This is a genomic window from Staphylococcus debuckii (genome assembly GCF_003718735.1).
Lineage (GTDB): Bacteria > Bacillota > Bacilli > Staphylococcales > Staphylococcaceae > Staphylococcus > Staphylococcus debuckii.
Map to the genome: position 1 here is coordinate 1,881,503 of NZ_CP033460.1, position 20,505 is coordinate 1,902,007.

Below are 20,505 nucleotides of genomic sequence, written 5' to 3' on the forward strand. Positions count from 1 at the left end.
TAGTATGGTATATTAACATTGTTATATTTTAAAGAAGGAGTTTAGAGATGAAATCATTTAAGAAAATTATGATTCCTGTAACAGCAAGCGCTGTATTGCTTGGCGCATGTGGAAATCATGCAACTGACTCGAAGGAAGATGTATTAATTTCTTCTAAGGCCGGAGATGTCAAAGTTGAAGATGTAATGAAAAAAATTGGTAATGAACAAATTGCGAATAGTTCGTTTGAGATTCTGCTTGGTAAGTTATTAGAGAAGAAATACTCTGATAAAGTGGATACTAAAGATATTGATCAGCAGATTAAGGATGAGCAAAAACAATATGGCGGTAAAGACCAATTTGAAAGTGCCTTAAAACAACAAGGTATGTCATTAAATGACTATAAAGAGCAGAAGAAACTTCAAGCTTATCAAAAACAATTGTTGATGGATAAAGTTAAAGTTTCGGATAAAGATTTAAAAGAAGATACAAAGAAGGCTTCTCATATTTTAATTAAAGTTAAGTCTGATGATAAAGATAAAGAAGGCTTGAGTGATAAAGAAGCTAAGAAAAAAGCCGAAGAAATCCATAAAGAAGTTGAGAAAAATCCAGATAAATTCGGCGAAATCGCTAAGAAAGAATCTATGGATAAAGCGAGTGCTAAGAAAGACGGCAGCTTAGGTTATGTCATTAAGGGTCAAATGGTAAAACCTTTTGATAAAGAATTGTTCAAGTTGAAAGATGGACAAATTTCTGATGTCGTGAAGACGGACTATGGTTATCATATTATTAAAGCTGATAAACCGACTGATTTCTCTTCTGAACGCAGTAAATTGAAATCTCAAATTATCCAAAATAAAGTTCAAAAAGATCCGCAAATTCTAGTAGATGCTTATAAAGATTTACTTAAAGAATATAAAGTAGACTTTAAAGATAGAGATATTAAAAAAGCTGTAGACGATTCTATCTTAAATGCTGATAAATTGAAACAGCAATCTCAAGGCGGTGCTGAAGGTGGCGCTGAAGGCAGTTCCGGCGAAGGCATTTCTACACCTTAATCTAACTTAAAATTAAAGTTGGAACAACGACAAAACAGGAGTTGGAACACTATCAAGTTCCAACTCCTGTTTATTTAATATATAGTTTAATCAAGATTCTCTGGATTATAGAATTGTCGATGTTCCATTGCGAATATTTTTTCAGTAAATTGCCCTTTACTTGTCTTTTTAAAGGCTTTATCAAACATATTCATTCGAGCATCGATATTGTCGATATAGCATAAAATCTCCGCTTCTTTCAACATCGGTAATTTAGGCGAACCGTATTCCAACTTGCCGTGATGAGAAAGAATCATATGTTTCAGCAACATCACTTCTTCCCCTTCAATTCCTAACTCTTCAGCAGTTTGTGACACTTCTTCGCTAGCTAACGATATGTGTCCAAGCAAATTACCTTCTACTGTGTAAGAAGTAGCCACTGGTCCGCTTAACTCTTTAACTTTCCCGATATCATGCAAGATGACACCGCTATACAGTAAGCTGCGATTTAATAATGGATAGATATCGCATAAACTTTTAGCGATTTTCAACATAGTCAGCACATGATAGCTCAAACCGCTCGCGAAGTTATGATGGATTGAACTTGCTGCTGGATATACAAAGAAAGCGTTATTATATTTCTTCAATAAATGTCTTGTAATTCTTTGTAATTTGCTATTTTCAATATCCAATAAGAAATAATCAATCTGCTCTTTGATTTCATCCGGTGTTAACGGTGCACCATCTATAAAATCTTTAGCCGCTAAATTATCTGCAGGTTCTACAAGTTTAAACTGATTGACTTTCATTTGTTTGCGACCTCGGTAATTAATCACATCACCTTTCGCACGAATGATAGTTTCAGGTTTCAACACTTCCATATCTTGCTTGGACACTGTCCAAAGTTTCGCTTCTATTTCACCGCTTTTATCTTGCAAAAACAATGTCATGTAGTCTTTACCTTGTGCTGTGACACCTTGTGTTGCTCGGTGAATCAAGAAGAAATGATCGACTGAGTCGCCGGGTTGAAGCTTTTCAACATTTCTCATTTTTTGCCTCCTTCTTCTAATTTTTCTAGGATTACTTTTTGTTTAGTAGGTATAAAGTTATCTTTAGTACATGTAAAGTACAATACTTGATAAGTTTGCGCCATTTCTTTAAGAAATTCCATCATAGCAGTTTTGCGTTGCTTATCAAAATGAACAAACGCATCATCTATAATAATTGGCATTGAGTAATAAGGGCGCAGAATTTTAATCAGACTCAAGCGTAATGCAATATACAAGAGTTCTTTCGTAGATTGACTGATTTCACTTGGTTGATACATTTGACCATTTTCATGTTTCACCATGACATTATCATTAGTATAAGTAACTTGTGTATAACGTCCTTGTGTCAAACGGCTGAAAATGCTTGTCGCTTCATCAATTACTTGAGGCAGACGTTTATCTTTGATTTGTTGAATATGAGCATCTACTAAAGATTCTAGATAGCTGAGACTCGCCCAATCTTTTGCATTTTCATTAAATTGATTTTTCAACATATGATAACGATGTCTTAACTGAGTTAAAGTTTCATCGGTTTCCATATGTTTGATTTGTGCATTTAAGTCACTTACTTCGCTTTGCAAAGTCAGGAATTGTTGATTATAATCGTCAACTTGTTGTGCAAGCAAGTTATTTTCATCTTCTAACTGTACTTGAGTTTTTTCACTTAATTTCGAAGCATCATCATACATAAAGTTTTGATTTTCTAAATACTTGTTTAAATCATGGTAACGCGCATGGTTGCTGCGATATGTTTGATAGCGTTGATGATATCGGTAATAAGCTTCTTCATTATCAACTTTAACATGGTTAAACAACTTTTCAATTAGTGCTGTGTTTTCAGCTAAACGTGTCTGAAGTTGATTTAATTCATTTGAAAGTAAATCAATATTCTCTTTATTACGTGTCCATTTAGCATGATTTTCTTCAGCTTGGTTCAACCAACGTCTGACATCATGGAACAATGACAACTGATTATAATCTGTTACTTGGTTTTCAGTCACACGCTTCGCATGTGCATAAAAAGATTCGTTATCATTATTCAATTTGTGTTGTTTCTGCTTCAATTCGTCTATATGACGCGCTAATGTTTGGATACGTTCAATCGTTTTAATAGCATCTAAAATCAAGCTGTCAGTCATCTTAGGTGAAACATGTAAATCAGATTTAATCTCTAAAATATTGTCTTCTAATTGTTGATATTTGATTTCGGCTTCGTCTAATTTTTCTTGAGTTAAAGCAAGTTTATTATCCAACACTTCTCGGGTTTTATTGATATTATGGTTTTGTTCGCGTAAACGATGCTGCTCATCTAAATCAAAGTTTAAATCATATTTGTTTTCAAGTTCAGCATTTTGATTTTCTAATTGTGCGATTTCTGAAGTGAAAGCTTCACTATGGCCGACTTCAGTTGATTTCACCATCACCGCACCAATAACAAAGCCTACAGCTGCGATCGCAAATATGATAGCAAACACCATGGCTTGAGTCACAAAAGAGAAGACTGCTAAGCCCGCACCGATAAGCGCTAAGATAGCAAAAGTGATACGCAGCATTTTTTGTTTGCGATCTCTCTCTTGTTGTTCAATATCAAAGGCATCTTTCATTTTTTGATATAAATTCTTTTTCTCTTTAAGTTCGAATGCTTGTTGATTGTGTTGCTTTTTCTTTTCAAATACTTCATTAGGAACTAAAGCGTTTTTCACTACTTCTTGCTCTTCCTGAACATTTGCTTGCTCAATCTCTTGTTCTTCTAAAGTACGTTTAAGTTGAGTGATATATGAGGCTTGTTCGTTTTTTTCTGCGATTTGATGACTTGCATAGCTTTTTACACTTTCAGAAACATCCACATCTGCATGAAATTCTTTCCACCCGATATTGGATTTTAAACTTTGCACTTCACGTTCTTTGTCATCAATTTCTTTATTAATGCTTTTTAAGTCGTTTTCTTGTTGCCTTACTGCATTTTCTTGTTTCGCAATTTGGTTCAGAGCATCTATGTCAGTAGTTTTAGGAACGTCAATTTGTTCGTTTTCACTCTTTAATTGATTTAATTTTTCTTGACGCAAACCAATATCTTTCTTCAATTGGTCATTTTGGTGTTTTGAAGTCTCATATCTTTCAATTCCTTGTTCAGGAAAATCAAGCGGTTCTATATTCAATTCATGTTCAAGTGCTTTCCATTCTTGTGACTGATCATGCAAAGCAAGTTCCTTTTGTTTTGCTTCATGCATTTTGGAAAGCTGAAGTAAATTTTGATGCAAATGATTCAAGCGGCGCTCTGCTTTATCTTTATCATCTACGAGTCGATGATAAGATTCCAGATGACTTTCTTGTTCGCGAATTTGATTTTCTAATTCATTTAATTGTTTGATTTGCTGATTGATAATCGGATTCTTACCAGAACGTTTATAGAGTTCATTTTTACGTTCATCCAGCTGTGTACGCATCGTCGTAAATTGAGTAGAGCCTAGTGCTCCTGCTTGCAATAAGTATTCTTGCAATTGGTTTTCATCCATATTGCGATTGATATTTTGCAGCCCTAATACATCAAATGAATAGATACCTTTGTAGGTAGATTTATCAATATAATTTAATTTCTTTTGCAGCCAAGCTTCATCACGAATACCTCCGTTTTCCAAATAAACTTTAACATCTCCTTGGGCTGCTCCTTTTACACGTTCAACTTCAATTTCTTGACCATCGTCTAGAACTAAATAGAGTTTACCGCCATATTGATTGCCTAGTCTCGGTTCAAATCTAGGCTCGCTTTCACGCTTTGTGGGAAACCCAAATAATATTGAGTGAATAAATGCTTGGACTGTTGATTTACCCGCTTCATTTTCACCAAATACTTCTGTTAACGATGTATTAAACTGAATTTTTCTTTCGACGAATTTACCATAGCCATAAATATCTAATGCTTTGATTCTCACTGCTTCTCACCTCTTAAGTCCGACTTCAGTAAAGCTTCTGCACGATTTATTAATTGTGTTTTATCAAATTCATTATAATTATCTAGGTATTTTGATGCCTTCGGATTGAGATATAAATCATTCATCGCATTATCAAAAACGGTTTCATCATTTTTTAATTCAGTTGAAAATTCTTGTTCAATAGGTCGCGATTCATCATCTTTATAAGTAACAATCAAATCTTCAACATAGATAAATTGGGTTTCGTTCTCTTCATATTCACGTATCATTTCTTCTACTTGTACGATATCTTGCGCAGCCACAGGCGCATCGCTATCGATTTCTAAGTGAATACGGTAGAAGGCTTTTCCTTGGTTTCTCACACTGTCTTTAAATTTTTGAATCACTTCATAAATACCTTGTTTTGAAGTTTGTTTTGTTTCAATTTTCACTTCGTCAAATCGAATATATTGGGTTGGAATAAATTTAACATCTAATTTTAATTCGTCGCCTTCTACAAGCAAGCAGCCCTTTTCTCCTTGTTCATTAAAGTGGCGGCCTTGAATGTTGCCAGGATAATAGATTGGAGGCATATCACTTAATTGCGAACGTTCATGAATATGACCTAAAGCCCAATAGTGATATAGCTTTGTATTCAAATCCTCTAAGAGGAACTCTGTATAGCGATGGTTATCTGATGACTTGCTATATGTACCGTGCAATACACCGATATGCAGTCCTTTTTCTCCTTGGCTGGACGGATATTCATCTAACTTATTTTCGTAGCTTTCATCATTTTGATAACTGAAACCATGTAACAGTATTTTCTCTCCATGCTTCGTAATGGTTTGATACGTTTCTACATTCTTATTAAAAACAGAGACATTGGTCGGCCATTCAGAAGTAATCATTTCTGACAAAGGATCGTGATTCCCATGACAGAGATACACAAAAATTTGTTCTTTTTCTAATCTCTTAAATTGTTCTTTTAAAAAGACTTCTGCTCTTAATGAACGATTTTCTTTATCAAATAAATCGCCGGCAATAACAATAAAATCGACTTCTTCACGCAAAGCATAGTCGATAATTGATTTAAAACTTTCGTATGTACTTTTCTTAACATCTTCATAAATATTAGGACTTAAATGATTATGTGATTTGAACGGACTATCTAAATGCAAGTCTGCACAATGAATAAATTTCACCATATATCGGAAGACTCCTTTTTGAGATAAAACTCTTATTTTTTTACAGAACTTTTATGTAAGAACCGATAAATTGAGTATAAAAGTATCACTTCATTTTACCATATTTCGAACTCTGTCGTCTAAAGAACATCACCTGTAAAATGCCATAAAAAAACTGCTGAATATCACTATTCAGCAGTTTTGATACAACCTAATTGTCAGAATTAGTCAGCATAAACTTCGTCTAATGGTTTAACAATAATTTGGTTGATTTCTTGGAATACTTGGCTCATTTGTTGTTCTGCAGCCATTAATTCAGCAATATTTTCATCTTTTTCAATTGCTTGAGCTTGTTCTTGGGCTTTTTTCAAATCTTCTTCTTCGATTTGTTCGCCTTGCATTTGCATTTGTTGGAATTTCAATTGAGTTTCACGGAACTCATCGAATAATTTTTTAGATTCTTCATGCGCTTTAACTTTGTCGTAAGCATCTTTGATTGCTTTGTATTCTTCGCTGTTTCTTAACGCTTCTTCTAATTTGTGTGCATGATCATGTAAATTTACTGCCATTTAAATTCACTCCTCTTAATATTTGTGTAACTACGCCGTCACTACAATAACATAAATACAGACCGGTGTCGAAACATTTAGTCATTGCTCAATCACCGCTTAATTCATTCATCTATAATTGTAACTTAGTCTACCTTTTAATACATTCCTTAATTTACGGACTTTAAACAAATAATGCGATAATACCTTGGAAACAACCAATAATTCCACCTAATAAGAAGCCTAGCAGCATAATTAAGCCCAATTCTTTATTAGCTATCTCAATTATTAAACTTTCAATATAATCTAAATCAAATGAATTAATTTGTTCTTCAACAATACCGCTTAAGTTAACTTGTTGCATAATTGCAGAAAGGTGCTCAGCTGATTTCTCTACAATAAGGTTCGTAGTCCAGTTCGCTGCGTGCTGTTCAACATATTCCATCAAGTTTGGCGCTAACTCTTTTAACGGTTGATGCACACGCCCAGAAATGTCTGCATAAGATAATATCAACGGAGTAAATTTCTCTTTAATATTGTTGTATTGTTCAGAATCGATAACCTCGCCGAAGGGTTTATTTTTCAAAGTTTCATATTCATTACTAATTAGTTGAGCCGCAATTTTACGTGCTTTCGGATGATTAGTTAAACGAATCAACTCCAGCTGAATACGTTCTGCGATACTTTCTTTAGTCATAAACATCTGTAGTAAGCCTACTATCTTACCTTTTTCAGCAAAAAATGTATCTAACATATTGTAAATGTCTTGCTCACCTTTAGCAGAGGACAAATAAATACGCGCTCGATCACAAAGTAAAGGGGTTAGCGCTTCTACTTTTTCATCTAATTCTGCTTCTAATTCTTTAGGAATCAAATACTTCAAAGCTTCTTGCTGATGTTCGCTATAATATTGACTTAATTTATTATCAATAACCATACGTAATTTATCTTCAACAGTTTGCGCCAAATCAATATCAAAATAGCGAGCAAAATTTTGCAATGTTGCATCGTCGCTTTTCAATTTCTGTATTTGTTGTGAAATAAAATTCTCAATCGCTTGGCGTGCACTTAATGAACTGATTTTTTCTTTGATTAACGCTTCTGTAATCAAATGCTCTTCAATTACATTACCGATTTTATAAGCAATTTCTTCTCTTCGTTTAGGTACTAAACCTGGAGTAAATGGGATACGCCATTTACCGATATGATAAGCACGTTGCGGATGGAATAACATTTTGATTGCGATAATATTAGTAACTCCACCGATTAACGCACCAATAACAATCATAAATAATATCACTAATAATGCATGCATTTTAGTATCTCCTTCTATTTAACACTCGTGCAATATATTTTACAGTATTTTTGATTTCAAGACTAATTTTAAATCCGTAAAAAAAGATTGATGACCTTCTGCAGTCACCAATCTTTTTATTAATCATCTATAGTTTAAGTATATTAATCTCATTGAGAGATCTGTAATCACTTATGTTCTACCAAGTTTTAAGCATGTACTAATTCATCTTTAGAAATTCTTCCAAAGTAAGTTTCAGCTTCTCTTAACTTAGATGTACCGAAAATAGGTTGTTTATCTTGATTCAAGACGCGGTAGATTTCACTTACTTTATTTCCTTGTAAGATATAACCGTTGCGAGAGTCTTTTGTATCCCAGTAGATGTCGCTTGTAGTTGGATGCTTAGGATACGCACAATGATTTCTTGAAATTGTTTGTACTATTTCTAATGGATCACAACCGAATGTGCTGTTCAAAACATCTGAATCTCTGAATAAAGCACAAATTGAAACACAAGTTGTCCAGTTCGGCAACACACGTTCTTTTTCAATTTGAACAAGTGTTTTCTTTGATAAGCCGATTGTTTGAGCCATTGTATCTTGTGTATAACCTGCTTCTATTCTAACCATCTTGAACTTTGTTTGAATTAAATCTGTAAAACTTTGTCTATCCATTATCTTATCTACCTTTCTATTGTGAAATTTCACCGGACACAAGAAATTGCAATTATACACATTTCTTGAAACACAAATTACATCTTAATACAAAATCAACAAAATTAAAAGAGTGAAAATGTAATTTTTAACGTATTTCATTAAAGCCGAAATTGTCTAAATTATCAAACATAATCACTACATCAAGAGTTGAATTTGCAATTGCCGGTGTTTCCAAACATTTTATTTATTTTTTAGTTAATAAAGGGGTAAGGCTTCATACTCTATTATGGCGAATTTGTATGTTTTTTCAAGTCATTTTTTTATTTTAAGTTAATTTTACCTTAAAAAGAAACTTTTAAACCCAAGTAAATGATTAACTCATAACAAAAAAGAGCGAGAATAGAAATAATCATAATTATTTCATCATCCCGCTCACTAAAATTTAATTTGCTCTTTTAGCTAGCTTTTTATCTTCTTGTTTAGAAATCATGAAGGCACAAGCTGCATCCCCTGTAATATTAACTGCAGTTCTGGTCATATCCAACAATCTATCTATACCAATAATAATACCGATAGCTGCAGGATTTAAATCTACTGCAGTCAGCACCATCGCTAACATTATCAGTCCAACTCCCGGTACACCTGCTGTACCAATACTCGCGATAACTGCAATAACAATAACGGTTAGAATTTGAACAATGGTCAGGTTTGCTCCTGAAATTTGTGCGATGAAAATCGTAGCTACCCCTTGCATAATTGCTGTTCCATCCATATTAATCGTTGCACCTAAAGGTTGAACAAACGAAGCGATTTCCGGTCGTACGCCCATTTTTTTCGTACATTCCATAGAAACAGGCAATGCTGCATTTGAACTTGAACCGCCGAAGCCAATTGTAATAGCTGGAATGAAACCTTTAAAGAATTTAATAGGACTATCTTTAGCCAGGAATTTGATTGTCCCACCATAAATAAGGAAGAAGTGTAAAATCAATGCTATAAGTACGACGATGAAGTACAATCCTAACTGTTTAATGGCACCAAATCCGGCTCCAGTAAAGGCATGTGCAACTAAACAGAACGTTCCTATTGGAGCAAATACTGTCATTATCATGGAAATAATATACATCAGAACATCATTAAATTGTTCAAAGAATTGTCGAACAACTAAGGCCTTTTCCCCTATCACCATAATTCCAATTCCAATAAAAATTGAGAAAGTAATGACTTGAAGCATATTGCCTTGTGTCATTGCTTCAAGTGGATTTTTCGGGAAGAGGTTAATCAAGGTCTGATCGAACGTTTGCTTGGCCGGTGCCTCTGTTCCTTCATTTTGTTTATCTAATGTTTTTTGATAGGAAGCTACATCGGCACTTTTTAATAAATCGGAATGTCCGGCTCCAGGTTTGATAGCTAATGCTAAAATGATAGCGATCGTGATAGCAATGGCTGTCGTGCATAAAAAGTAAACCAGTGTCTTTAAACCAATTCCTCCTAATAATTTCGGATCACCGACTCCCACTACTCCTAAGACGATGGATACAAATACAACAGGTACCACTAACATAAAGATTAAATTCAAGAAAATTTGACCAACAGTGTTAAAGAAATATTGGTCAATAAACTTTACCGCATTTGATTGCGCAAAAATATCACAAATAGAACCAATCACAATACCTAAAACGAGTGCAATCACAATGTTTATTGTTAAATGTTTACTTTTCATTTTGCATACCCCCTAATCCCTTTACATCTATTATAATCAGATTTTTCAGAAAAAGGAAATATTATTTTAATTGTGATGATTTTCACTAAAAATAAATAGTGGTGCAATAGCTGTTCATTAAGCCTTTCACCACTATAAAAATTGTTAAATTAATTTATTTTCCATTGCATAAATAGCTGCTTGTGTTCTATCTGTAACTTGTAATTTTGAGAAGATATGGCTGACATGTGTTTTTACTGTTTTTTCAGATACAAAGAGCGTTTCAGCAATTTCTTTATTCGTCTTTCCTTTAGCCATTTCTTTTAAAACTTCGGTCTCTCGATTTGAAAGTTTATTTATATAATGAGGTTTTTTAGCCACATCATCGATTACTTTTTGTATTTCCGGGTGAATCATTTTAGATCCTTGCAATACTTTATGTATTGATTGAATAAGAGCATCAGGTTCAACATCCTTCATTTGATAACCATCTGCCCCTTTATTAATTGCTGAGATGACATGTTCATCGTCTGCATAGCTTGTAAGAACTAATATTTTAATAGACGGATATTCTTTTTTTAATTTTTCAGTGACTTCGATTCCATTCATTTCCGGCATCACCAAGTCTAATAAAACAACATCAGGAAGCTGTTCAGCAGAGTCTAATGCATCAAAGAATTCATTTCCATTTGAAAAACTTCCATCCACAGATAAATCATCAATGGTGGAGATTAAAAATTCTAGTCCTTGCCGGACAATATAATGATCATCTACTAAAGTGACACGATACGTCATCATTCATGCTCCTTATCTCTACTGGTAACTGGTATTTGTAATTGTATGCTTGTACCTTGATTGATTACAGAATTTATTTCAATCTGTCCATGTATTTGTTTAATACGCTGCTTCATATTATGAATACCATGTGAAGTTTCACCGATTAAATCTGAGTTAAACCCTTTTCCTTCATCCGCAATGGTTACGTTAAAATGATGTTCTGTTTGCGTCAAGCTGAGATGAACTTGGTGGGTGCTGGTATGCTTTTTAATATTATTTACCGCTTCTTGCACAATTCTATACACATGTTCTTCAATACTGCTGGACAAATCAATTAAACCCTCTACTTGTATTTCAGGTTCGATGCCAATCAACTCACAATAACGTTTAATGGCATTTACAAGTCCATGTTCCAGACCTACAGGCTTTAATTGCCATATCAAGGCACGCATTTCATTCACCGCTTGCTGACTGGTCGTTTCAATGGTTTGAAAAGCTTTTTTAGACACTGGTTCTTTAGTCATACCATATGCCGCATGAGCAGTCAGTTTTAATGAAAAAAGCATTTGGTTGACCGAATCATGTAAGTCGCGTGCTAAGCGATTACGTTCATTAAGTCTGGCTGCTTCTTTTTCTTGGTTCGTAAGCTCGATACGCTTAATCGTTGAACCTATTTGAAAGGCTACTGATTCTAGCAACTCTAAATCTTCCTCTGAGTATTTTACTGTGTGCGGAGTAGCTACATTCAATAGACCGAACTTTTCAGAACCTGAGCGAAGCGGTACCGTTGCATGATGCGTAATACCTGCAGATTCGTCATGATATTTTTGATTAGCCGCACTGATTCTGGAACAATGAATAATATTCGAAGCTTTGGTCAACCGCTCACTATTATAGGCTTGCACACACCAACAAGTCCCCTCGTTCATATTCTTACAATCTTCTTTCATCAAAGATGGCGGAAGATGATAATCTGCTACCATTTCTTGAATGCCATCCTCATTAATAAAGAAAATCCAACCTGTAGAAAATGAACTGCCTTCGATCAAACGCTTTAAGGCACCGTGCATCATGGCATAGATTTCAGTTTCTTCATTCAAATATTCAGCTATTTCTTTTAATAAAGCTAAGCGTGTAGGTTGGACCATGCGTACACTCCTTATCATCATTACTTTACTTTATTATACATTCTCATCACAATGAACGATAGCATTCTACTTATTTCCAAGCGTTTTTATGCCCTAATTATGTTATGATTGTATTAATGATTGAGGGAGGATAATATGGAATTCAAAGTACCTGAACAATATGATGATTATTCTTTAAGAGAAATTTTTCAAGATGTTAAATTACCGAAAAAAGAATTGCATCAACTGAATATGTCTAAAGAAATTAAAATTAATAATAACGAAGCTAAATTAACGGATAAAGTGCACAAAGATGATCTTGTTTTCATTCCGACTCCTGAGGAAAAAAGCAATTATTTGCCAAGTTACCGTTATGCTGAAGTGTTTTATGAAGATAATGATCTTGCAATTATTAAGAAACCTAAAGGTGTCAAAACCCATCCTAATGACTTAAAAGAAAGTAATACCTTGATGAATCATGTGATTTATACTCTCGACAGCGACTATGCTGAACCGATTCATCGTTTGGACCAAGAAACGGTCGGCTTGTTAATAGTTGCTAAAAATCCATTGATGAAAAAATTACTCGATCGGATGTTAGAAGAGAACCAAATTTCTAGAATTTACAAAGCACGTGTTAAAAGCCAATTGCCATTGAAGCCTCAAACAATTGACCAACCTATCGGCAAAGACAAATTTCACGCTAATCGCAGACGTGTTTCTCCAACTGGTCAACGCGCAATTACTCATATTTTAGATTCTAAAATGATAAAAGAGAATGAATGTGAGCTAGATATTAAACTTGATACAGGACGCACACATCAGATTCGTGTACACTTAGCAGCCATCGGTCACCCTGTATTAGGAGACCCGCTATATGGTGATTCTAAATTGAGACAATTACAATTGCATAGTCATCAAATTGAATTTACACATCCGCTTACCAAAGAAAAAATTTCAGTTTCTTTGGATGATAAGTAAAAGGGAGCAGAACAGAAATAACATGGCCTAAAATTATTTCGTTGTTCTGCCCCGGCAAGGCTAACTAGAGGGAGCGAGACAGAAATAAAATTGTTTCAAATTATTTCGTCGTCTCGCCCCGACAAAGCTAACTAGGATAGAAAAAAGCTTGGAACAAGCGCATTTTCTATTCAGATAGCTACTGCCAATTCAGAAAAAAAGGGAGTCTTGGACAAGATAATATCCAAGACTCCCTTTAATGTATCCTATTCTTTTGGTTCAACCATATTTTCTGGTTTGATCCATTCGTCAAATTGTTCTTCTGTTAAATAGCCAGAATCAATTGCAGATTGTTTTAATGTAATGCCTTTTTTATGTGCATTTTTAGCAATTGAAGCCGCTTTTTCATAACCGATATGCGGATTTAAAGCTGTAACTAACATAAGTGAACGATTCAAGTATTGATCGATATTTTCTTCAATTGGTTCAATACCTTGTGCACAGTTTTGATCAAATGTTCTCATTCCATCTGCTAAAAGATAAATAGATTGTAATGTATTGTCTAAAATTACTGGTTTAAATACATTCAATTCGAAATTACCTTGTGAAGCAGCGATGCCAACAACTGTATCGTTACCCATCACTTGTACAGCAACCATTGTCAACATTTCACATTGTGTAGGATTGACTTTACCTGGCATGATAGATGAACCTGGTTCGTTTTCTGGAATACTGATTTCTGCAAGACCAGCACGTGGCCCAGAAGCTAACCAACGTACATCATTAGCAATTTTCATTAAGTCAGCAGCAAGTGCTTTTAATGAACCATGTAATTGTACGACTTCATCATGTGAAGTTAATGCATGGAATTTGTTTTCTGAAGATACAAATGGATAACCTGTATTTTCTTTAATTTTTTCAGCAACACGATCACCGAATTCAGGATGTGCATTAATACCAGTTCCTACTGCAGTTCCGCCGATTGCCAAATTCAATAAATGTGCTTTTGATTCTTTTAATAATTCATCACATTTATCCAACATATAGCGCCATCCGCTGATTTCTTGGCCTAAACGAATTGGCGTTGCATCTTGCAAGTGAGTACGTCCGATTTTGATGATATCGTGGAAGTCTTTTTCTTTTTTCTCAAAAGTATCGCGTAGTTGCTTTAATGCTGGTTCAAGATTTGATTCAATTTCATGATATAAAGCAACGTGCATCGCAGTTGGGAAAGTATCGTTTGAACTTTGAGATTTATTTACATCATCATTTGGATGTACAGTTTCGTCACTGCCATGTTTTTTCAAATAGTCATTCGCTACGTAGCTTACAACTTCATTCACGTTCATATTGCTTTGTGTACCGCTTCCTGTTTGCCATACAACTAACGGGAAGTGTTCATCTAATTCCCCTTTAATTACTCGGTCACATGCAAATACAATCGCATCTTTTTTTGCTTCGCTAAGTTTGCCTAAATCAAAATTGGCTAAAGCTGCTGCGCGTTTTAATTGAGCAAATCCATAAACAACCTCAATAGGCATACGTTCTTTACCTACTGGGAAATTACGTTTGCTTCGTTCTGTTTGTGCACCCCAGAATTTATCTCCAGGTACTTCAATTTCTCCAAAAGTATCATGTTCAATTCTTACTGACATTTGACTTTTCTCCCCTTTATGAGTGGTGTTTAACCTCAGTATAGCATTAAATTATTTTAAATAAAATCTCTATCGCGTTAACGCTTTCATATATGGTTCAAAATGCTCTGAAAATTGCATTTTGTAACAAAAAACTGAGCCGAAACCTTTAAGTTTCAAACTCAGTCGGATGTTAATCTGCATTCTGTGCATCGGCGAAATGAATTTTCACTGCTTGAATCACAGCGATTGCAGAGAGAATATATAAGATAATGCTAATCGCTAGTGTTACAGGACTGATAGCAACTAAAGTACCTAGAAATCCAGTCAGACCAGCGTAGAAATCACTTATCGCTTTCATCAAAATAAAGGTAATTGCAATACAGCACACGACACTGATAATAACCCCTTTCTGATTACTTTTAATAAAAATTTGCGGATCTCTTTCATTAATCAATCCTTTAGATAAGTTCATTTGTAATTTCACAACTCGGAATAAAACAGGCAAGTAGAGTGCGCCTAATGCTATTGGAAAACCTTTGATAGAGATTAAACCTACTATCACTGTCAATATCATTAAAAGTTTCCAATATCTATGTAAGTTTTGCATTACTTTCATATTTCCTTTCTCTAAATAATCACTTCTTAAAATATAAACGAAAAATGTAATGAACACAAATAAAAATCCGGCAATTGCTTAGATGGATTCATCAAACAACTGTCGGATTTTTTAATGTTAAATTATAATTTTATGCGAAACGTTCAGTGAAATATTGACGTACATCTTCAGGTAAACCTTCTGCTGCCGCTTCATCTAATAGTACATTAACCATACGATGCGCTTTTAAGTCTGAAGGTACATAGCTTGAGTTGCCATTTTCTTCATATAACTTTTTAACAAGTTCTGCCTTTTCAGCACCTGTCACAACAAGTACAATTTCTCTAGCAGGCATTAACCCTGTTTTAACAGATACATCTAACTCGCCTTTGGTATTGATAGAAACCACTTGCATAGTGAATTTAGCTTTATTTTCTTTAGATTTAATATCTTCTTCAATTTTTTCAACCGGATTATCATTATATGATAATTCATAAATTTGAGTTGCAGGAACACCTAAAGTTTCATAATATGACTTGTTGTCATCATAATCAAAAATATTAATTTGACTGAAATCTACTGGATGACGTAAAACATTTTGTTTTAAATCTTCAAGTACAGGTGCATGGTCATCTGCTAAATGTACACCCATAATAGTAGTAGGATTGTTATTGAATTGCTTTCTAATTATATCTGCAGCATAACGTGCAGTTGTATCTGCTGTTGGAAATACTTTAAAGTTCATTGCCATAAATGTACACTCCTCTAATTGTTCTCGGTTAGTTGATAGATTCTATCTAATGATTATCATAACGGCGAACGGTATCATACCGATACTCCAATGATTAATAACGCGAGAGTGAGTCTCGCAAGTATATTCATTGATATTTCTTTTACCCTATCGGAATTATATATAAACTCATAACGTACTTAACACGTTCATCTTAATTATAACGATAACACTCTAATATTTCATTAGATTCAGTGTTTTTATTATTGCATATCTGGATAATGTTGTTGTCTTAACGCTTCATACACTAAAATTGCTGCTGTATTTGATAAATTTAATGAACGTATATGCTCATTCATTGGAATTCTTAAAGCAGTATCGTGATATTTTTCCTTTACCCAATCAGGTAAGCCAGTTGTTTCACGGCCAAAGACAAAATAATGTTCCTCATCTGGATTTGAGTAATCAAAATCTGTGAATGTAGTTGAACCGAATTTAGTAATTAAATAATAATGACCTTCAGTCTGTTCAAAAAATTCTTCAATATTTTCATAATAAGTGATATTTACATGTTCCCAATAATCTAAACCTGCGCGTTTCAACATTTTGTCATCTGTACTGAAACCTAGAGGCTTGATCAGGTGCAGATGTGTATCCGTTCCTGCACACGTTCTCGCTATATTTCCTGTATTTGCAGGAATTTCCGGTTGAAATAATACAACATGATTTGTCATTCTTACTTAATTCCTCTTTTCTAATCCTTTTAGCATTTCTGCTCGTACTTCTTCTATTTCTGTTTCAAGCTGTGCTTCTATGAATTCACGTTCTGCTTCGCCAGCAATTTGTCCAATTGCCCAATAAGCTGTTCCCCTTATCATTGGTCTCGCATCGTTCAAAGCTACTTCTTTTAATTCTGGAACTGCAGCTTCTTCTTTGAAATGTGCTAAGGCAATAATTGCATTACGTTGTATTGGTTTTTTGCCACGCCAAGCTCCTGCTAAATGACCATAGGTATTTTTAAATTCTTTATTACTCATTTGCAATAGAGGGATCAATCGTGGTTTCAAAATTTCAGGTTCCAATACAATATCATCATGCTCTGTGTTGATACCTCGATTTCTAGGACATACTTGCTGACAAGTATCACAGCCGTATAGTCGATTTCCTATTTTGGAACGATACTCGTCAGGAAGATAACCCTTTGTCTGTGTTAAAAAGCTGATACACTTCTGACTGTTAAGTTGTCCGTCGCCTACTAATGCTCCCGTTGGACACCTGTCGACACAAATGGTGCAATCACCGCAACTGTCTAGCAATGGGTCATCCGGTTCAAAAGGAATACTGACAAGCATTTCTCCTAAATATGTCCATGTTCCTAAGTCAGGATTGATGACGAAACCGTTTCGACCTGTGTAGCCAAGTCCAGCTCTTTCGGCTACAGCTCTATCTGATAAAACACCTGTATCTACCATCGACATCATTTCAACGTCTGGCACCCGTTCTTTTATATATTCAGAAAGTTTATCCAAGCGTTTACGCATTATCGTATGATAATCTTGACCCCAAGAAGCTCTCGCAAACATACCTCTGCGTTCTCCTCTGATACTGCGTGGAGCACCTTTCAATTTGTTTGGATACCCTACCGCAATTGCAATAATAGAACGTGCAGTCGGCATAGATAATTTCGGGTCTACACGTAAATCAATATCAGACTCCTCAAACCCTGAAGCATAACCTTTGGCGTGATATTCTACTAACTTTTGCTTTAATTCATCAAATGGATCTGCTGTTGTGAATCCTATGCTGTCAATTCCAATCTGATAGGCATATTCAATAATATCTTTTTTTAATTGTTTATAGTCCAACATAGTGCCTCCATTTAAATCGTCCATTTTGTATTTTAACACAACTTACAATACTTCGAGGAATTAATTCAACAAGAAACTGAGACATTTATTTTATGCCTCAGTCTCTATGAAAAATAATTTTACATATTTAATTAAGCACACGTTGCAAAAATTGCTTAGTTCTTTCATGTGTTGGATGTTCAAAAATCTCTGATGGCGATCCTGATTCTGCGACTACCCCATCTGCCATAAACACTACTTTGTTGCTGACATCGTGAGCAAATCCCATTTCATGGGTGACTACTACCATAGTCATTCCCTCTTTAGCCAATTCTTTCATCACTTGCAATACATCGCCAACCACTTCTGGGTCTAACGCTGAAGTAGGTTCATCAAATAGCAAGACCTCTGGATGCATCGCTAAAGCTCTGGCAATTGCTACTCTTTGTTTCTGTCCGCCAGATAATTGCGATGGATAACTGTCTCCTTTATCTTCTAATCCTACTTTCTTCAATAGTTCTAAAGCTTCTTTTTTCAGATTTGCAGTTGAGTCCTTTTTTAATAAATGAGGAGCTAGCATCACATTTTCTATCACTGTTTTATGTGGAAAAAGATTAAAGTTTTGAAATACCATTCCCATTTTTTGACGTAAATCATTGAGTTTAACATCTTTATTCAAAATATTATTGCCTTCAAAGATAATCTCTCCATCGTCTGGTTGTTCAAGCAAATTAATACATCTTAATAATGTACTCTTACCGCCTCCAGAAGGTCCAATGATAGCCACAACCTCACCATTGTCGACCTCTAAATCAATTCCTTTTAATACTTCATTGGTGCCATAACTTTTTTTGAGTTTCTTAATATTAATCACTGACTTTCATTCTCCCTTCAAAGAAATACATCACTCTAGACAATACAAATGTCAAAATGAAGTATAAGATTGCTGCAACTAATAAAGGTGTAAATGGATCGAAAGATGCCCCTTGAACCACTTGTGCATTAAACATAATTTCACTAACACCGATAACAGATACAATTGATGATTCTTTAATTACAGTTACAAATTCATTACCTAAAGCTGGTAAGATGTTCTTAATAGCTTGCGGCAAAATAATGGTTTTCATAGTTTGACCATAACTTAATCCTAAGCTTCTTGACGCTTCGGTTTGCCCTTTATCAACAGCATTAATACCAGCTCTAATTATCTCAGCAATATAAGCTGCACAGTTAACGACCATAGCAATCATCCCGCATATCATTGCAGATATATTTAATCCAAGTGCTGCAGTTGTTCCGAAGAAGACTAAGAACACTTGTACCAGCAATGGTGTACCTCTGATAAACTCAATATAAACAGTTGCTAACCATTTTAAAGGTTTAAATGAACTTAATTTCATTAATGCTAATAAAGCGCCAAAGAATGCCCCTAAAACTACTCCCACTATCGAAATTAATATTGTGTTTTTAATCCCAGTTATAAAAAAAGAATTGTATTTAGTGAAGAAATTTCCATCCTCGTCCATAGCTTGAGCCGCTGTATCTTTATATTTTTCAATCAATCCTTGTTCTTTAATATTCTTAATTGAAGTATTCAAATGATTTAGAAAAACTGGTGAGTCTTTTGCAACAGCTATACAAGTATCTTTATCAGGTTCTGAAAACTTAACTTTAGCAAATCCTAATTCAGGATTTTGCTTTAAATAAGCTTCAGCAACTGGGCCTTCAATAATAGCCCCGTCAATTTTATTACTTTTCAGTGATAATATGACTTCTGGCAGACGCGTCATTGATTGTACATCAGCGTTTTCAATTTCTGTTTTAGCTAACTGTTCTTGCGTTGTTTGTTTTTGAGCGCCGATTCGTTTATTTGCAAAGTCCTTTAAAGATTTGTACTTATCGATATCTGTCTTTTTCACGACCATTGTTTGTGAAGATTTTAAATATGAATCAGAAAAATCCACTTCTTTTTTACGTTCGGGTGTCGGTGTCATTCCTGAAATAATCATATCTATTTTCCCAGTCTTTAAAGCACCTAACAAACTGTCAAAGTTCATATTTTCAATTTTTAATTTCAAACCGTTATCTTTCGCGATTTTCTTAGCGATTTCTATATCAATACCAGCATATTCACGTTTACCATTCTTATGGCTTTCAAATTCTAATGGTGCATAATCAGCAGAAAGTCCTACTCTTAAAACCCCTCTTTCCTTAATTTTGTCCCAATTCTTATCTTGCTCTGCAGCGTTTGCTTTAATTTCAAAAGTTGAAAAAACAATTGTAAATATTAAAAGCAAACTCATTACAATTTTCAATGTGTACATTACTTGTCTACTTCCCATAATTGCAAGCCTCCTTGTTCTTGGAATTATTATACATTTATACGAATTATTATGCAATACTATTTTTAAAATTTTCTGACAAATAAATGTATATACCTTTCCATAAAAGGAATCAAGATAGAATTA

General features: G+C 34.4%; 18 protein-coding genes. 2 read left to right on the forward strand and 16 right to left on the reverse strand.

All coding sequences use genetic code 11. From position 1 onward, the window contains the following. The first annotated feature begins 47 nt into the window (after positions 1-47). A complete protein-coding gene (gene prsA / locus CNQ82_RS08905) occupies positions 48-1,037 on the forward strand; it encodes a peptidylprolyl isomerase PrsA (protein ID WP_123144992.1) in 990 nt (329 codons plus the stop codon). Between the two features lie 86 nt (positions 1,038-1,123). Here the strand turns inward: prsA and yhaM are convergent, their stop codons facing one another. The 9 genes from yhaM to CNQ82_RS08950 form a co-directional block, all read right to left on the reverse strand. Then, complete coding sequence (yhaM, locus tag CNQ82_RS08910) at positions 1,124-2,065, reverse strand: 3'-5' exoribonuclease YhaM (RefSeq protein ID WP_123144993.1); 942 nt, start codon at positions 2,063-2,065, stop codon at positions 1,124-1,126. Next, positions 2,062-4,998, reverse strand: a complete 2,937-nt coding sequence (locus CNQ82_RS08915) for an ATP-binding protein (RefSeq protein WP_123144994.1) — start codon at positions 4,996-4,998, stop codon at positions 2,062-2,064. The genes yhaM and CNQ82_RS08915 overlap by 4 nt, the downstream gene beginning before the upstream one ends. Beyond that, positions 4,995-6,185: a metallophosphoesterase family protein gene (locus tag CNQ82_RS08920; protein ID WP_123144995.1), complete on the reverse strand. Its 1,191-nt coding sequence runs from the start codon at positions 6,183-6,185 to the stop codon at positions 4,995-4,997. The genes CNQ82_RS08915 and CNQ82_RS08920 overlap by 4 nt, the downstream gene beginning before the upstream one ends. Before the next feature lie 203 nt (positions 6,186-6,388). Next, positions 6,389-6,733, reverse strand: coding sequence for a YlbF/YmcA family competence regulator (locus tag CNQ82_RS08925; protein ID WP_095104590.1), 345 nt, complete (start codon positions 6,731-6,733; stop codon positions 6,389-6,391). 163 nt (positions 6,734-6,896) lie between these two features. Then, positions 6,897-8,027 carry a DUF445 domain-containing protein gene (locus tag CNQ82_RS08930; protein WP_123144996.1) on the reverse strand — a complete coding sequence of 377 codons (1,131 nt, stop codon included), beginning with the start codon at positions 8,025-8,027 and terminating at the stop codon, positions 6,897-6,899. 188 nt (positions 8,028-8,215) lie between these two features. After that, entirely contained in the window at positions 8,216-8,680 is a 465-nt protein-coding gene (gene xdrA, locus CNQ82_RS08935; RefSeq protein WP_095104586.1) for an XRE family transcriptional regulator XdrA, read from the reverse strand. 424 nt (positions 8,681-9,104) lie between these two features. After that, complete coding sequence (locus CNQ82_RS08940) at positions 9,105-10,385, reverse strand: dicarboxylate/amino acid:cation symporter (protein WP_123144997.1); 1,281 nt, start codon at positions 10,383-10,385, stop codon at positions 9,105-9,107. A gap of 144 nt (positions 10,386-10,529) precedes the next feature. Beyond that, positions 10,530-11,159 carry a response regulator gene (locus CNQ82_RS08945; protein ID WP_123144998.1) on the reverse strand — a complete coding sequence of 210 codons (630 nt, stop codon included), beginning with the start codon at positions 11,157-11,159 and terminating at the stop codon, positions 10,530-10,532. Further along, complete coding sequence (locus tag CNQ82_RS08950) at positions 11,159-12,289, reverse strand: GAF domain-containing sensor histidine kinase (protein WP_123144999.1); 1,131 nt, start codon at positions 12,287-12,289, stop codon at positions 11,159-11,161. The genes CNQ82_RS08945 and CNQ82_RS08950 overlap by 1 nt, the downstream gene beginning before the upstream one ends. 135 nt (positions 12,290-12,424) lie before the next feature. Here CNQ82_RS08950 and CNQ82_RS08955 point away from each other — a divergent pair, with 135 nt between their 5' ends. Beyond that, complete coding sequence (locus CNQ82_RS08955) at positions 12,425-13,249, forward strand: RluA family pseudouridine synthase (protein WP_123145000.1); 825 nt, start codon at positions 12,425-12,427, stop codon at positions 13,247-13,249. Positions 13,250-13,494: 245 nt separating this feature from the next. On the opposite strand, the gene fumC is transcribed toward CNQ82_RS08955, so the two are convergent. The 7 genes from fumC to CNQ82_RS08990 form a co-directional block, all read right to left on the reverse strand. Continuing rightward, positions 13,495-14,883 carry a class II fumarate hydratase gene (fumC, locus tag CNQ82_RS08960; RefSeq protein WP_123145001.1) on the reverse strand — a complete coding sequence of 463 codons (1,389 nt, stop codon included), beginning with the start codon at positions 14,881-14,883 and terminating at the stop codon, positions 13,495-13,497. Between the two features lie 172 nt (positions 14,884-15,055). After that, the gene (locus CNQ82_RS08965) at positions 15,056-15,472 is read right to left on the reverse strand and encodes a hypothetical protein (RefSeq protein ID WP_123145661.1); all 417 of its coding nucleotides are present in this window, start codon (positions 15,470-15,472) and stop codon (positions 15,056-15,058) included. A gap of 139 nt (positions 15,473-15,611) precedes the next feature. After that, positions 15,612-16,211: a 6-phosphogluconolactonase gene (locus CNQ82_RS08970; protein ID WP_123145002.1), complete on the reverse strand. Its 600-nt coding sequence runs from the start codon at positions 16,209-16,211 to the stop codon at positions 15,612-15,614. Between the two features lie 242 nt (positions 16,212-16,453). Next, positions 16,454-16,924, reverse strand: coding sequence for a tRNA (uridine(34)/cytosine(34)/5-carboxymethylaminomethyluridine(34)-2'-O)-methyltransferase TrmL (trmL, locus tag CNQ82_RS08975; RefSeq protein WP_123145003.1), 471 nt, complete (start codon positions 16,922-16,924; stop codon positions 16,454-16,456). 6 nt (positions 16,925-16,930) lie between these two features. After that, positions 16,931-18,055: a tRNA epoxyqueuosine(34) reductase QueG gene (queG, locus tag CNQ82_RS08980; protein ID WP_123145662.1), complete on the reverse strand. Its 1,125-nt coding sequence runs from the start codon at positions 18,053-18,055 to the stop codon at positions 16,931-16,933. A gap of 130 nt (positions 18,056-18,185) precedes the next feature. Continuing rightward, the gene (locus tag CNQ82_RS08985; protein ID WP_095104568.1) at positions 18,186-18,911 is read right to left on the reverse strand and encodes an amino acid ABC transporter ATP-binding protein; all 726 of its coding nucleotides are present in this window, start codon (positions 18,909-18,911) and stop codon (positions 18,186-18,188) included. After that, complete coding sequence (locus tag CNQ82_RS08990; protein ID WP_206125359.1) at positions 18,904-20,379, reverse strand: ABC transporter substrate-binding protein/permease; 1,476 nt, start codon at positions 20,377-20,379, stop codon at positions 18,904-18,906. Before CNQ82_RS08990 ends, CNQ82_RS08985 begins: the two co-directional genes overlap by 8 nt. Between the last annotated feature and the right edge of the window lie 126 nt (positions 20,380-20,505).

Excerpts from the sequence above, each read along its gene's own strand:
- xdrA (WP_095104586.1), bottom strand. The coding sequence starts at position 8,680 with ATGGATAGACAAAGTTTTACAGATTTAATTCAAACAAAGTTCAAGATG.
- CNQ82_RS08945 (WP_123144998.1), bottom strand. The coding sequence starts at position 11,159 with ATGACGTATCGTGTCACTTTAGTAGATGATCATTATATTGTCCGGCAA.
- CNQ82_RS08990 (WP_206125359.1), bottom strand. The coding sequence starts at position 20,379 with ATGGGAAGTAGACAAGTAATGTACACATTGAAAATTGTAATGAGTTTG.
- prsA (WP_123144992.1), top strand. The coding sequence starts at position 48 with ATGAAATCATTTAAGAAAATTATGATTCCTGTAACAGCAAGCGCTGTA.
- CNQ82_RS08925 (WP_095104590.1), bottom strand. The coding sequence starts at position 6,733 with ATGGCAGTAAATTTACATGATCATGCACACAAATTAGAAGAAGCGTTA.
- CNQ82_RS08970 (WP_123145002.1), bottom strand. The coding sequence starts at position 16,211 with ATGGCAATGAACTTTAAAGTATTTCCAACAGCAGATACAACTGCACGT.
- trmL (WP_123145003.1), bottom strand. The coding sequence starts at position 16,924 with ATGACAAATCATGTTGTATTATTTCAACCGGAAATTCCTGCAAATACA.
- CNQ82_RS08940 (WP_123144997.1), bottom strand. The coding sequence starts at position 10,385 with ATGAAAAGTAAACATTTAACAATAAACATTGTGATTGCACTCGTTTTA.
- CNQ82_RS08930 (WP_123144996.1), bottom strand. The coding sequence starts at position 8,027 with ATGCATGCATTATTAGTGATATTATTTATGATTGTTATTGGTGCGTTA.
- CNQ82_RS08950 (WP_123144999.1), bottom strand. The coding sequence starts at position 12,289 with ATGGTCCAACCTACACGCTTAGCTTTATTAAAAGAAATAGCTGAATAT.
- CNQ82_RS08920 (WP_123144995.1), bottom strand. The coding sequence starts at position 6,185 with ATGGTGAAATTTATTCATTGTGCAGACTTGCATTTAGATAGTCCGTTC.
- CNQ82_RS08965 (WP_123145661.1), bottom strand. The coding sequence starts at position 15,472 with ATGCAAAACTTACATAGATATTGGAAACTTTTAATGATATTGACAGTG.
- yhaM (WP_123144993.1), bottom strand. The coding sequence starts at position 2,065 with ATGAGAAATGTTGAAAAGCTTCAACCCGGCGACTCAGTCGATCATTTC.
- fumC (WP_123145001.1), bottom strand. The coding sequence starts at position 14,883 with ATGTCAGTAAGAATTGAACATGATACTTTTGGAGAAATTGAAGTACCT.
- CNQ82_RS08955 (WP_123145000.1), top strand. The coding sequence starts at position 12,425 with ATGGAATTCAAAGTACCTGAACAATATGATGATTATTCTTTAAGAGAA.